The sequence below is a fragment of the Krasilnikovia sp. M28-CT-15 genome, assembly GCF_047159595.1.
GTDB lineage: Bacteria > Actinomycetota > Actinomycetes > Mycobacteriales > Micromonosporaceae > Actinoplanes.
On the sequence record NZ_BAAGAK010000001.1, the window covers coordinates 5,208,498 to 5,221,651 of the forward strand.

Annotated in this window: 14 protein-coding genes and 1 riboswitch; of the genes, 5 read left to right on the plus strand and 9 right to left on the minus strand. The window is 73.0% G+C overall.

What is annotated here, in order from left to right:
• Positions 1 to 8 precede the first annotated feature (8 nt).
• Positions 9 to 290, minus strand: a complete 282-nt coding sequence (locus ACMCNO_RS23915; protein WP_412753790.1) for a phosphoribosyl-ATP diphosphatase — start codon at positions 288 to 290, stop codon at positions 9 to 11.
• Between the two features lie 60 nt (positions 291 to 350).
• Between ACMCNO_RS23915 and ACMCNO_RS23920 the strand changes: the two genes are divergently transcribed.
• From ACMCNO_RS23920 to ACMCNO_RS23930, 3 genes are read left to right on the plus strand one after another with little or no spacing between them, the layout of a single operon-like run.
• A complete protein-coding gene (locus tag ACMCNO_RS23920) occupies positions 351 to 1,226 on the plus strand; it encodes an ABC transporter substrate-binding protein (protein ID WP_412751688.1) in 876 nt (291 codons plus the stop codon).
• Positions 1,227 to 1,251: 25 nt separating this feature from the next.
• A complete protein-coding gene (locus ACMCNO_RS23925; RefSeq protein WP_412751689.1) occupies positions 1,252 to 2,100 on the plus strand; it encodes an amino acid ABC transporter permease in 849 nt (282 codons plus the stop codon).
• Positions 2,100 to 2,843 carry an amino acid ABC transporter ATP-binding protein gene (locus tag ACMCNO_RS23930; RefSeq protein ID WP_412751690.1) on the plus strand — a complete coding sequence of 248 codons (744 nt, stop codon included), beginning with the start codon at positions 2,100 to 2,102 and terminating at the stop codon, positions 2,841 to 2,843. The genes ACMCNO_RS23925 and ACMCNO_RS23930 overlap by 1 nt, the downstream gene beginning before the upstream one ends.
• A gap of 72 nt (positions 2,844 to 2,915) precedes the next feature.
• On the opposite strand, the gene ribH is transcribed toward ACMCNO_RS23930, so the two are convergent.
• The 6 genes from ribH to rpe all read right to left on the minus strand — a co-directional run bounded on the left by ribH (position 2,916) and on the right by rpe (position 8,440).
• Positions 2,916 to 3,389 carry a 6,7-dimethyl-8-ribityllumazine synthase gene (gene ribH, locus ACMCNO_RS23935; protein WP_412751691.1) on the minus strand — a complete coding sequence of 158 codons (474 nt, stop codon included), beginning with the start codon at positions 3,387 to 3,389 and terminating at the stop codon, positions 2,916 to 2,918.
• A gap of 76 nt (positions 3,390 to 3,465) precedes the next feature.
• Complete coding sequence (locus ACMCNO_RS23940) at positions 3,466 to 4,692, minus strand: bifunctional 3,4-dihydroxy-2-butanone-4-phosphate synthase/GTP cyclohydrolase II (protein WP_412751692.1); 1,227 nt, start codon at positions 4,690 to 4,692, stop codon at positions 3,466 to 3,468.
• On the minus strand, positions 4,682 to 5,284 hold the full coding sequence (locus ACMCNO_RS23945; RefSeq protein ID WP_412751693.1) for a riboflavin synthase: 603 nt from the start codon (positions 5,282 to 5,284) through the stop codon (positions 4,682 to 4,684). The genes ACMCNO_RS23940 and ACMCNO_RS23945 overlap by 11 nt, the downstream gene beginning before the upstream one ends.
• Complete coding sequence (gene ribD / locus ACMCNO_RS23950; protein WP_412751694.1) at positions 5,284 to 6,339, minus strand: bifunctional diaminohydroxyphosphoribosylaminopyrimidine deaminase/5-amino-6-(5-phosphoribosylamino)uracil reductase RibD; 1,056 nt, start codon at positions 6,337 to 6,339, stop codon at positions 5,284 to 5,286. The genes ACMCNO_RS23945 and ribD overlap by 1 nt, the downstream gene beginning before the upstream one ends.
• A gap of 125 nt (positions 6,340 to 6,464) precedes the next feature.
• A riboswitch (FMN riboswitch) is annotated at positions 6,465 to 6,650 on the minus strand.
• 61 nt (positions 6,651 to 6,711) lie between these two features.
• Positions 6,712 to 7,752 (minus strand): response regulator, encoded by a 1,041-nt coding sequence (locus ACMCNO_RS23955; RefSeq protein WP_412751695.1) that lies wholly within the window; start codon positions 7,750 to 7,752, stop codon positions 6,712 to 6,714.
• Positions 7,753 to 7,762: 10 nt separating this feature from the next.
• Positions 7,763 to 8,440, minus strand: coding sequence for a ribulose-phosphate 3-epimerase (gene rpe / locus ACMCNO_RS23960; protein ID WP_412751696.1), 678 nt, complete (start codon positions 8,438 to 8,440; stop codon positions 7,763 to 7,765).
• A 103-nt stretch (positions 8,441 to 8,543) separates the two neighbouring features.
• Here rpe and ACMCNO_RS23965 point away from each other — a divergent pair, with 103 nt between their 5' ends.
• Positions 8,544 to 9,419: a septum formation family protein gene (locus tag ACMCNO_RS23965; RefSeq protein WP_412751697.1), complete on the plus strand. Its 876-nt coding sequence runs from the start codon at positions 8,544 to 8,546 to the stop codon at positions 9,417 to 9,419.
• 119 nt (positions 9,420 to 9,538) lie between these two features.
• Positions 9,539 to 10,738: a PQQ-binding-like beta-propeller repeat protein gene (locus ACMCNO_RS23970; protein ID WP_412751698.1), complete on the plus strand. Its 1,200-nt coding sequence runs from the start codon at positions 9,539 to 9,541 to the stop codon at positions 10,736 to 10,738.
• An 8-nt stretch (positions 10,739 to 10,746) separates the two neighbouring features.
• Here the strand turns inward: ACMCNO_RS23970 and ACMCNO_RS23975 are convergent, their stop codons facing one another.
• A complete protein-coding gene (locus ACMCNO_RS23975; RefSeq protein ID WP_412751699.1) occupies positions 10,747 to 12,231 on the minus strand; it encodes an RsmB/NOP family class I SAM-dependent RNA methyltransferase in 1,485 nt (494 codons plus the stop codon).
• Positions 12,228 to 13,154, minus strand: coding sequence for a methionyl-tRNA formyltransferase (gene fmt, locus ACMCNO_RS23980; protein ID WP_412753791.1), 927 nt, complete (start codon positions 13,152 to 13,154; stop codon positions 12,228 to 12,230). The genes ACMCNO_RS23975 and fmt overlap by 4 nt, the downstream gene beginning before the upstream one ends.

Here is a 13,154-nt window from a genome sequence, read left to right on the forward strand (position 1 = left end):
GCGGCACGTCACAGATGTCGGTAGACGTCCTCAAGCTCCAGACCGGTCGCGATCATCAGCACCTGGGCCTGGTAGAGCAGCTGGGAGATCTCCTCCGCGGCCCGCTGCGGGCCCTCATGCTCGGCGGCCATCCAGGACTCGGCCGCCTCCTCGACGACCTTCTTGCCGATGAAGTGCACGCCGCGCTCCAGCGCCACGACCGTGGACGAACCCGGGTCCCGCTGCTCCGCCTTCGCCTTCAGCTCGGCGAACAGCTCTTCGAACGTCTTCACGGAAGCCGATTGTGGCAGCTCATCACGGGATGGCGTCGGACGGCCCCAGTAGTTGGGACGTGGCCTAGGCTGCGCTGCATGGCTAGCCGACACTCGCGCACCGCGCTAGGGGGTGCGGTTCTGCTCCTGGCCGCCCTCGCGGGATGCGCACCCGCCGACGACAACCCCTCCCAGAGCGGCTCCGCGTCGGCCTCCGGCAACCCGTGCCCGCCCGGTGGGCTGGCCACCCGTACCGCGGGCAAGCTCACCATCGCCACCGACGACCCCGCGTACGCGCCGTGGTTCAGCGACAACAAGCCGGACAACGGCAAGGGCTTCGAGTCGGCGGTGGCGTACCAGGTCGCCGAGCGGCTCGGCTATCCGAAGGAGAACGTCACCTGGACCCGGGTGACGTTCAACAACGCGATCGCGCCCGGGCCGAAGACCTTCGACCTCGACATCAACCAGTTCTCCATCACCGACCAGCGCCGCCAGGCCGTGGACTTCTCCACGCCGTACTACCTGGTCCGCCAGACCGTCATCGCGCTGAAGTCCTCGAAGACCGCCGGGGCGGAGTCCATCGCGGAGCTGCGCGGCGCCAAGCTCGGCGCGCAGGTCGGAACGACCAGCTACCAGGCCATCACCGAAGTGATCAAGCCCACGGTCCAGCCGCAGGTCTACAACAGCAACGACGACGCCAAGAAGGCGCTGCAGAACGGCCAGATCGACGCACTCGTGGTGGACCTGCCGACCGCGTTCTACATGACTTCCGCGGAACTGGAGGACGGCGTCATCGTCGGGCAGCTGCCCCAGGTCGGGGTGCCGGAGCAGTTCGGCATCGTGCTCGACAAGGGCTCCCCGCTCACCGGATGCGTCAGCACGGCGGTCGACCAGCTCCGCCAGGACGGCACCCTCGCGGTACTGGAGAAGACCTGGCTGGCAGGCACGGGCGGGGCCCCCGAACTGACCCCATGACCGAACGCAGCGAGGGCCGCGCGGGGTGAGCGCGGTCGGATACGAGCCGAGCGAGATCCAGCGCGGACGGATCGCCTACCGGCGGCGCCAGACGGTCCGCTCCGTGCTGCTGGCCGCCGCCTCCACCGCGGTCGTGGGCACCCTGCTCACGGTCGCGGTGACCGGAGCGCCGGGCTGGGAACGGGTCAAGCAGTCCTTCTTCGACCCGCAGGTGGCCCGCGAGGCGCTGCCCGCCATCCTCGCGGGGCTGTGGCTCAACGTCCGGCTGCTGGCGTTCTGCGCGGTCGCCTCGCTGGCGCTGGGGCTGCTCGTCGCGGTGCTGCGCACGCTGCGCGGACCGGTGTTCTTTCCGGTCCGCGCGGTGGCCACCGGCTACACGTACGCGTTCCGCGGCCTGCCGCTGATCATCGTGCTGTACCTGCTCACCTTCGGGGTGCCCGGGCTGCGGCTGCAGGGCACTCCGAGCGTGCTGGTGCTCGGCGGGGCGGCCCTGGTCGTCACGTACGGGGCGTATCTGGCGGAGGTGTTCCGGGCGGGCATCGAGTCGGTGCATCCGAGCCAGCTGGCCGCGGCCCGGTCACTGGGGCTGACGTACCGGCAGACGATGCGCTTCGTCGTGCTGCCCCAGGCGGTGCGGCGGGTGGCGCCGCCGCTGCTCAACGACACCGTGGCACTGCAGAAGGACGTCGGGCTGGTGTCCCTCGCCGGGCCGATCGACGCGGTACGGGCGGCCCAGATCGCCACGGCGGAGCACTTCAACTACACGCCGTACGTCGTCGCCGGGGTGCTGTTCGTGCTGCTGGCGCTGCCGCTGATCGTGGTGACCGACTGGGTGACGCTGCGGGCGGCCCGCCGCCAGTCCGGGGGTGCCTGATGCCGGTGCTGTCCTGCGCGGGGGTCCGCAAGGTCTTCGGGACCCGCGTGGTCCTCGACGATCTCAGCCTCGACGTGGCCGAGCACCGCGTGGTGGCGCTGATCGGCGCCTCCGGCTCCGGCAAGTCGACGTTGTTGCGCTGCGCCGCCCTGCTCACCGAGATCGACGACGGCACGATCCACCTGGACGGCGAGGAGATCACTGATCCGCGGGTGGACCCGGACGCGGTCCGGCGCCGCATCGGCATGGTGTTCCAGTCGTACAACCTGTTCCCGCACATGAGCGTGCTGGACAACATCACCCTGGCCCCGGTCCGGGTGCACCGGCGGGAGCGGGCCGAGGCGCGGAACCAGGCACGGGAGTGGCTGGACCGGGTCGGGCTGGCGGACCACGCCGACAGCTACCCGGACCGGCTCTCCGGCGGCCAGCAGCAGCGGGTGGCGATCGTGCGCGCCCTGGTCAACAGCCCCCGGCTGCTGCTGCTCGACGAGGTCACCTCGGCGCTGGACCCGGAACTGGTCGGCGAGGTGCTCAGGATGATCCGCGACCTGAAGGCCGAAGGGATGACCATGGTGCTGGCCACCCACGAGATGGGCTTCGCCCGGGAGGTCGCCGACGAGGTGGTCTTCCTGGACACCGGCCGCGTCCTGGAGGCCGGGCCGCCGCAGCGGGTGCTGGGCGACCCGACCGAGCCCCGGACCCGGCAGTTCCTGTCCCGGATCATCGAGGCCGGACGGCTCTAGAACAGACCGGTTCGAGGCCCATCAGCCGGGCCGCGCGGCTGCCGGCGGACGCTCCCCTGTCTGCGGGACATGTCAGTCGGGCAGGCCGCGGATGGTGAGGGCGGCGTCGAGCACCGAGACCGTGCTCTGCCAGCCCTTGTCCTCGATCGAGTCCTCCAGCCCCGCGCGGTCGCGGGCCTGCCCGATCGACTCCACGGTCAGCACGCCGTGCGCCACCGGGGTCTGCTCGTCGAGGCTGACCCGGCTCAGACCGGCGGTGACGGCGTCGCACACGTACTCGAAGTGGGCCGTCTCCCCGCGGATCACCACCCCCAGCGCGACCACCGCGTCGCAGCGCTTGGCCAGTGCCTGCGCCACGACCGGCAGCTCGACCGAGCCCGCCACCCGGGCCACCACCACGTCGTCCACGCCGCACGCCTTCGCCGCGGCCCGGGCCCGCTCGACCATGTGGTCGACCAGGCTCGCGTGCCACCGGGCACCGACGATGCCCAGCCGCAGCCCGGCGGCGTCGACGGTATCCAGATGCGGGTCCCCGAAGCCGGCCATGTGTTCTGCCCTCCCCCTCCGTCAGGTGATCCGATTGTCGTCCGCGGCCGCGCCCGCGACCTCGGATTCGCCGATCTCAGCCCGCGGCCGGGCCTGCCTCGCCCAGCTCGTCGAACAGGTGTCCCATCCGGTCACGCTTGGTACGCAGGTAGCGCACGTTCTCCGGGTGCAGGCGCACCGGCAGGGCCTCGCGTCCGATGATCGTCAGGCCGTACCCCTCGAGCCCGGCCCGCTTGGCCGGGTTGTTGGTGAGCAGCCGCATCGAACGCACCCCCAGGTCGTGCAGGATCTGCGCGCCCGTGCCGTAGTCGCGGGCGTCGGCGGGCAGGCCCAGCCGCAGGTTCGCGTCGACCGTGTCGAAACCGGCGTCCTGCAACTGGTACGCCTGCAGCTTGTGCAGAAGCCCGATCCCGCGCCCCTCGTGCCCGCGCATGTAGAGCACCACGCCGCGGCCCACCTCGGCGACCCGCCGCAGCGCCGCGTCGAGCTGCGGACCGCAGTCGCAGCGCACCGAACCGAAGACGTCGCCGGTCAGGCACTCGGAGTGCACCCGGACCAGCACGTCCGCGCCGTCGCCGAGTTCGCCGTAGACCAGCGCGACGTGCTCGGCGCCGTCGGTCTCGGCGCGGTACCCGAACGCGGTGAACATGCCGTGCTCGGTGGGCAGCCGGGTCTCGGCCACCCGCTCCACCTGCCGCTCGTTGCGCCGCCGGTACTCGATGAGCTGCTCGATGCTGATCAGCGCGAGGTCGTGCTCGGCTGCGAACCTCTCCAGGTCGGGCAGGCGCATCATGGTGCCGTCGTCGTTGACCAGCTCGCACAGCACCCCGGCGGGGCGCAGACCGGCCAGCACGGTGAGGTCGATGGTGGCCTCGGTGTGGCCGGGGCGGCGCAGCACCCCGCCCGGCTTGGCGCGCAGCGGCACGACGTGACCCGGGCGGGCCAGGTCGCTGGCCTGGGTGCTGCCCGAACTCAGCAGCCGGATGGTGTGCGCCCGGTCGGCCGCCGAGATCCCGGTGCTGACTCCCTCGCGGGCGTCGACCGTCACCGCGTACGCGGTGCCGCGCCGGTCCTGGTTGGTGTGGAACATCGGCGGCAGGTCCAGCCGGTCCGCCTCCTCCTCCGTGAGCACCGCGCAGATGTAGCCGGAGGTGTAGCGGACCATGAACGCCAGCAGCTCGGGCGTCGCGTGCTCCGCCGCGAAGATCAGGTCGCCCTCGTTCTCGCGGTTCTCGTCGTCGACCACGACCACGGGCCGGCCGGCGGCGATGTCCTTGACGGCGCGTTCGATGTCAGCCAGCACGGCGACCCTCCAGCATCTTCTCGACGTACTTCGCGATGACGTCGACCTCGAGGTTCACCGGGTCGCCGACGCCCTTCTGGCCCAGGACGGTGAGTTTCAGCGTGGTCGGGATGAGACTGACGCTGAACGTGTCGTCGGTGACCTCGGTGACCGTCAGCGACACCCCGTCGACCGTGATCGAGCCCTTTTCGACCACATAGCGGGCCAGCTCGGCGGGCAGCGAGAAGCGCAGCACCTCCCACGCCTCGCCCGGCTCGCGCGACAGCAGTCGCGCCACCCCGTCGACGTGGCCCTGCACCAGGTGGCCGCCGAGCCGTGAGCCCAGGGTGGCGGCCCGTTCCAGGTTCACCGGGCTGCCCACGCGCAGCGCGGCCAGCGAGGAACGGCGCAGCGACTCGGCCATCACGTCGGCCGTGAACGCGCCGCCGGCCGATTCCGTGACCGTGAGACAGACGCCGTTGACCGCGATGGAGTCGCCGTGGCGCACGTCGGCGGTCACGAGCGGTCCGCGCACGGTGATCACTGCCGAGTCGCCGTCGGCGCCGGCCAGCGCCACGACTTCCCCCAGTTCCTCGACGATGCCGGTGAACATCAGGCCTCCTTCTGGCGCAACGTTGCGGTGAACCGCAGGTCGGTGCCGACCTGCGTGATGTCGGTGAGTTCCAGGTCGATCGCCTCGCCGATCGTGGCGACGCCCGCGTCGACCAGCGCGGACAGTCCGGCGCCGAGCAGCTTCGGCGCGACGTAGCCGATCACCCGGTCGACCAGCCCGGCGGCGAGGAACGCGCCCGCCAGCGTCGGGCCGCCCTCCAGCAGTACGGCCCGCACGCCCCGCGCGTACAGCGTGGTGAGCAGGGCGGACAGGTCGGCGCGGCCGTCCGGGCCGGTGCCGAGCTCGGCCGCCGTGGCGATCCAGGTGGGCGCGGACGCGTCGCGGACCCGGGCGGTGGGCGGGGTGCGGCCCGCCGAGTCGACGACCACCCGCAGCGGCTGGGTGATCGCCAGGCTGCCGTCACGCAGGTCGCGCACGGTCAGCTGCGGGTCGTCGGCCAGCACCGTGCCCACCCCGACCACGATCGCGTCGACCGTGCTGCGCAGGGTGTGCACGTCCGTGCGGGCGGGCGCCGAGGTGATCCACTGGCTGGTGCCGTCCGCGGCCGCCGAGCGTCCGTCCAGGGTGGCGGCGAACTTCCAGGTCACGTACGGGCGGCCGCGGCGCACCGCGGTCAGCCACGCCACGTTGCCCTCCTCGGCCTCCGGCCGATGGAATCCGGTCACCACCTCGACCCCGGCGGCGCGCAGGGCGGCGGCTCCCCCGGCGGCGGCCGGGTTCGGGTCGTCCACGGCGATGACCACGCGGCGGATGCCCGCCGCGACCAGCGCTTTGACGCACGGCCCCGTACGCCCGGTGTGGTTGCAGGGTTCCAGGGTGACCACCGCGGTGCCGCCGCGGGCCCGCTCGCCCGCCTGGGCCAGCGCCACGATCTCGGCATGCGGGCCACCCGCGTACGCGTGGAAGCCCTCGCCCACGACCTCGCCGTCCGCGCTGAGCAGCAGGCAGCCGACGACCGGGTTGGGGCTGGTCGTGCCGAGGCCGCGGGCGGCGAGCGCGATCGCGCGGCCCATGGCCTCGTCCTCGGTCACCATCTGCGTCCCTTCCGCACGGCGTGATCACGCGCTGGAAAGGGGAAAGAACGCCGGGAACCGGACATGACGGGACGACTCGACGCCGCCCGGCCAGGGTACGCCTCAGCGCACCCTCGTCCTGCTCCGCGCGCTGTCTCCCATCCGGACTGTCTGACCGGCCGGCATCGTCTGCCGGTCGATCAACCGTCGGCCCTGGATTCTCACCAGGTCCACCGGGCGTCGTGTCCGACGACCGGGTCGCGGGCTTACCTCAGGCGAAAGGCCTGAAGATCACCGCCGGTTCGGAATTTCACCGAGTCCCGCCAGCGCGTGGTGGGTCACCCATGAGTCTTGCACGCCGGGCGCACATTGCAACCAAGCTAGCGACCCAGGTCACAGTCCCCGTTCGTCCTCGTCGTCCGAATCGGCGCGGCGCCGATCGATCGCGACATACGAGCCGGGCTGGCTCTTCGCCACCTTCTTCATCTCCGAGGCGACCGCCACCACCATCCGCGGATCGGGGTAGCGGCGGCCCTCCGCGGTGGTCTGCGCGACCCCGATCGACAGCGTGATCAGCGCGGCGCGCTGCTTGTTTCCGCGCCGGTCCGGCACCTCGATGTAGCCGCGACGGGCGTCCTCCGGGTCGTACAGCCGGTCCGCGGCAGCCTCGAAGTCGGTGACCGCGCGCTTGGTCAGCGGAAGCACCTGGTCGGGGGTGCAGATGAAGATGAAGTCGTCGCCGCCGATGTGACCCAGGAAGATCGACGGCGGATCGGAGGCGGCGACCGCCCGGTGCAGGCTGCGGGCCAGCGCGGTGATGAACTCGTCGCCGCGGTCGAAGCCGTACACGTCGTTGACGCTCTTGAACCGGTCGATGTCGATGTAGCCGACCGCGTAGTCGACGCCGGAGCGGATCCGGTCGGTGATCTCCCGGCGCACCCGGGCGTTACCGGGCAGCCCGGTCAGCGGCGAAACCTCCCGGAACTCCTTGGTGCGCCGCAGGGTGGAGGAGACCCGGGCGATCAGCTCGGCCGTGTCGAACGGCTTGATCAGATAGTCGTCCACCCCCGCGGTGAGCCCGACGACCTTGTCCACGGTCATCCCGCGCGCCGTCAGCATGATCACCGGCAGGGCGGAGGTGAGCGGTTCGGCGCGCAGCCGCCGGGTCAGCTCCACGCCGTCCATGTTCGGCATCATCCAGTCGACCACGGCCAGATCGGGGCGGCGGCTCTCGACCACCTCCAGGGCCTCCCGGCCGTCCCGGGCGCGCACCACCTCGAAGCCGTGCAGCTGCAGGTTGAACCCCACAAATCCGGCGATGTCATCGTCGTCGTCGACCACGAGGATGAGGTCCGGTCGCTCGTCGGGCTCCAGGCCGGGCTCGTCCGCCGCGTGGCGTACCGGTGGGGTGGTCACCGGGCACCCGCTCGGCATCCGGGCCCGGTCACGGGGTCACCATCGCGCGCTGCGCCAGCGCCCGCAGCTTGCGGACGGCCTCGGCCGGGTCGTCGGCGGCGTACACCGCGGTGCCCGCCACGAACGCGTCCGCCCCCGCCTCGGCGGCCTGCTCGATCGTGTCGGCCGCGATCCCGCCGTCCACCTCGAGCCGGATCTCCAGCCCCATCGTGCTGATCCGGCGGCGCACCGCACGGACCTTGTCCAGCAGCTCGGGCATGAACTTCTGGCCGCCGAACCCGGCCTTGATCGTCATCACCAGCAGGGTGTCCACATAGGGCAGAAGTTCCAGGTACGGCTCGATCGGGGTGTCCCGGTCGATCGCCAGACCGGCCTTGGTGCCCGCCGCCCGCAGCGTCTTGGCCAGCGCCACCGGGTCCTCGCACGCCTCCGCGTGGAACGTCACGTTGTACGCGCCCGCCTCCGCGTAGCCCGGGGCCCACCGCTCCGGATCGGTGATCATGAGGTGCACGTCGAACGGGATGCTGGTCGCCTTGCGCAGGCTCTGCACCACCGGCAGGCCGATCGACAGATTCGGCACGAAATGGTTGTCCATGACGTCGACGTGCACCCAGTCGGCGGCGTCCTCGATCGTGTGCACCTCCTCGGCGAGGCGGGCGAAATCGGCGGCGAGGATGCTGGGCGCGATGATCGGCGAAGACTCCACGGCTGAAGTGTATGACCCGGCGACGGACCCGGAACTGCCGTCAGTGGCGCCTGCCCGCGATACTCGAAAACGCATCCGTGATCGTCGAGGTGGGGAGGGACCGGTGCGACGGTGGTTCACGGTCGCCGCGGCAGCGACGGTGGCCCTGGTAGCCGTGGCCGGATGCACCGCCGGCACCGGTACGGACGGCGACCTGACCGGCGGCTGGGCGATGATCGGCCCGGCCGTCCCGTTCCGCCCGGCGTCGGGGGTCTGCCACGAGAACCTGCCCGCGGACGGGTCGCTGGAGACGTACCGGCCGGTGCCGTGCACCGAGCTGCATCTGACGGAGACCTTCGCGGTCCGCACCGCGCCCGACGCGCCCGTGCCGCCCACCCCGGGGTCGGCGCCGAGCCGGGAGGCGTACGAGCAGTGCGCACGGCAGGCCGACGCATTCCTGGGCGGACCGTGGCGCGAGGCGCAGATCGGCGTCCGGGTGTTCTGGCCGTCGCGGGCCGGGTGGCGCGGCGGGGCCCGCTGGTACCGCTGCGACGTCACCGAGGCGGACGCCGACGGGCTGGCCGACCGCAGCCGGACCGGCAGCCTGGCCGGGGCGCTGCGCGGCGCGTCGCCGCTGCGGCTGGGCTGCTTCGAGCCGCGGGTCAACGGCGACACCGTCCGGGCCATGGCGCCGGTGGCTTGCACGAAACCGCACCGGGCCGAGTTCGTCGGCCTGTGGAGCGCCCCGGAGGTCTCGTACGCCGCGCTGAGCGACGACCGCACCGGCACCGCGCGCGGCTGCCGCAGCGAGATCGCCCGGTACGCGGGCGTGCCCGACGACGACGAGGTGCAGTACCGCAGTGGCTGGATCTCGTACCAGCCGAGCCGCACGGAGTGGCAGCTCGGCGAGCGGCGGGTGCGCTGCTTCCTGTGGTTCCGCGACCGCAAGCTGACCCGGTCGATACGGGACGCGGGCCCCACCGTGCTGCCGGTGCACTGAGCACCTGACATGCGTCGGGAGCCCCGACCCGAATGGGCCCCCCTTGCCCGGAAACCGGCCCCGCTGCCTCCGGCGTGACGTAGGTTACTGGCGCGACATCCTGAGTGCTGGAGAACCCTGTGCGCGCCTTTCGAGCCCTGTTCTCGTGGTCGTCGACCCTGCTGGCCACGTGTGCGCTCACCGCCGCCGCCAGTACCGCCGCCGTCAGCACCGCCACCGAGCCCGCGGCCGCCGCGGTCGTCACCGTCGGCTGGACCCACCCGGGATACGGCCCGGGTGACACCTACTTCAACCCGCGTGAGTCGATCATCAACCCCCGCAGCATCGACGATGTCGCATTCCGGTGGTCGACCGGGCTGCCGGCGGCCCCCGGGCCCACCTGCTCCGAGGCCACACCACCGCTGGTGGCGGCCGGTCGGCTGTTCGTCGCCGACGAAACCGGCATCGGCGCCTACCGTGCCGCTACCGGCCAGCCGCTGTGGCACCACACGTGGGCCAGTCCCGATGACGTCCGCACCCCCCACCTGGCGGTGTCGGGCGGGCTCCTGCTGGCCGGCGTCAGCGGCTGCCGGTCATTCGAGGATCCCGGCGGCCGGATCATGGCACTCGACGTCGCCACCGGCCGGGAGAGGTGGCACGTCGACGACGGCGGCCCGGTCGCGTCACTGCTCGTGGACAAGGGCGTCGTGGTGGCCGACGGCGTGTCGGACGCCTTCCCGGCGCGGGTCAGGGCCTTGCGCGTCAGCGACGGCCGGCAGCGGTGGGTCCTGCGCGGCTACCTGTCAGGTGTCTCCGCCAACGGTCGGCTACTCGTGCACCGCGCGTCCTCAGACGGCATCGCAGCCGTCTCCGTCACCACCGGCAGGCGGCTGTGGAGCAGACGGATCGGAACCCGGGTCGAGGCGGCCACGCCCACCGGGAACCGCTTCTATGTGACCGATCGCTCAAGCCTGATCTGCGTACGGTCGTCGAACGGGTCCGTGGTGTGGCACGTCCCCGCCCTGGACGCCAGGGTCGGCGCGGACAACCGGCGCGTCTACCGTTCGTTCTCCAACGGCGTCGACGCGCTGGACGCCCGCAACGGGCGCCGGCTGTGGGAGGCCGGCTTCGAAGGGGACGCGGGCCAGCCGGTTGCCGCCGGCGGGCTGGTGTTCACGAGCGTGGACGCCGGGGAGCCGCTCGGCGTGCTCAACGCCGTGACCGGTGCGGTCGCGTCGTCCGGCACCCAGTTCCACCAGCTCGACGAGCGCTACGTGGTCGTGGCCGGGGGCCGGCTGTACATGACCCGCGGCAACTCGCTCGAGGCGTACGCCCCCTAGCAGAGCGGTCAGGCCGTGCGGCGCAGGACCGCCAGGAACATCGCGTCCGTGCCGTGCCGGTGCGGCCACAGCTGTACCGTCGGGCCGTCGCCCAGGCCGGGCATGCCCGGCGGCAGCAGCGGGCGGGCGTCCACGAAGTCGACCTCGACGCCGGAGCGGCGCGCCCCCTCGGTGACGGTCACCTGGGTCTCCACCATGTGCGGCGAGCACGTCACGTACGCCACCACCCCGCCGGGCCGGACCGCGCGCAGCGCCGCCACGAGCAGCTCACGCTGCAGGCGGGTCAGCGGCGGCAGGTCGGAGGGCTGGCGCCGCCAGCGCGCCTCGGGGCGGCGGCGCAGCGAACCCAGCCCGGTGCACGGGGCGTCCACCAGCACCCGGTCGAAGCCCTCCTCGGGCAGGTCCGGGTCGCGCCCGACCATACGGCCGTCGGTGGGCAGCACGGTCACCGGCAGGCCGACGGTGGCCTGGTCCACCAGGCGCGCCCGGTGCTCGGCCACCTCGACCGCGGTGACCTCGGCGCCGCGCAACGCCGCGATCGACCCGATCAGCCCGGTCTTGCCGCCCGGGCCCGCGCACAGGTCCAGCCAGCGGGTGTCCGAACCCTCCACCGGGGCGGCCAGCAGCGCGGCGGCGACCAACTGGGAACCCTCGTCCTGCACGTGCGCGCGGCCCTGCCGGATCGCGGCCAGGTCCCCCGGCGCGCCGCCGTTGAGATACACCGCGTACGGGGAGAACGCGGCGGGCACGCCATCGGCCTGGTCCGCGAGATCGACGGGGTCGATGCGGCCCGGGCGGGCGCACAGGTGCACCGCGGCGGGCTGGTTGTCCTCGATGAGCAGCCGGGCGGTGTCGGCCAGGTCGTTGCCCAGGGCCTCCGCGAACGCCCGCACGATCCACTGCGGGTGATGGTGCACCACCGAAAGATGCGCGATCGGGTCGTCGTCGTACGCCGGGGCCACCTGTTCCAGCCACGCGTCGACGTCCTTGGCGGCGATCTCGCGCAGCACCGCGTTGGCGAACCCGGCCGCGCCCGGCGCCACCGAGCGGACCAGGTCGACCGTCTGGTTGACCGCGGCGTGCGCGGGCACCCGCGTGTGCAGCAGCTGGTACGCCCCCAGCCGCAGCGCGTCCCGGGCGGGCGGGTCGATGCGGGCCACGTCCCGCCCCGCGGCCGCCGCGATGATCAGATCCAGGGTGCCGACCGCGCGCAGGGTGCCGTACGTCAGCTCGGTGGCGAACGCCGCGTCCCGCCCGTGCAGTCCCATGTCGCGCAGGATGTCCGCGAGCACCAGGTTCGCGTACGCGTCGTCGCGGTGCACCGCTGCGACCGCCTCGTACGCGGCCTGCCTGGCCGGGTCGGACGGGGGCCGCCCGCCGCGCGGGGCCCGCCCGCTGCGGGCGTCGCGGTCCTGTCCCCGGCCCTGGCCGGGGCCGCCGGAACGGCGGGGGCGGCCGGAGCCGTGCGGGCGGTCGGCGCGGTGATCCGTCACGCGAAGCTCTCCCCAGCTGTGAGGCGCAGCCCGCGCGCCCAGTCCACCGCCGCCATGGCCCGCTTGCCCGCCGCCCGGACCTCGCCCAGGGCGACCGGCGTGGTGGCGGTGCCCGCCAGCACCTGGGTCCGCTCGACCCGCAACTCGCCGGGCGCCAGCGCCGGCGCGTTGGCGACCGGGTGGACCGGACCGAGCTTGAGGCGGTCCCCCCGCAGGGTCGTCCAGGCCCCCGGCGCGGGGGTGCAGGCGCGGATGCGCCGGTCCACCGCGAACGCCGGATCGTCCCAGCGCACCTGGGCGTCCTCCACGGTCAGCTTGGGAGCCAGCGAGACGCCGTCGACCGGCTGCGGGTGGGCCCGGGCGGTGCCCGCGTCCATCGCGCCCAGGACAGCCACGAGCAGTTCGGCGCCCGACACCGCGAGACGTTCCAGCAGGTCCCCGGAGGTGTCGGCGGGACGGATCTCGTCGGTGAGGGTGCCGTACACCGGGCCGGTGTCCAGCCCCTCCTCCAGCTCGAACACGCTGGCGCCGGTCACCTCGTCGCCGTGCAGGACGGCGTGCTGCACCGGCGCCGCTCCGCGCCACGCGGGTAGCAGTGAGAAGTGCAGGTTCACCCAGCCGCGCTTGGGGATCTCCAGGGCGGCCGGGGGCACCAGGGCGCCGTACGCCACGACGGGCACGCAGTCCGGGGCGAGCGCGCGCAACCGGTCCAGGAACTCGGGCTCGCGGGGGCGCTGCGGGGTGAGCACCTCGATGCCGCGCTCGTCGGCCCACGCCCCGGCGGGCGAGCGGACCAGCTTGCGTCCTCGCCCCGCGGGGGCGTCCGGGCGGGTGACGACCGCCAGCAGCTCGTGGCCGGACGCGGCGATCGCGTCCAGCGAGGGCACGGCTACGGCCGGGGTACCGGCGAAGACCAGTCGCAT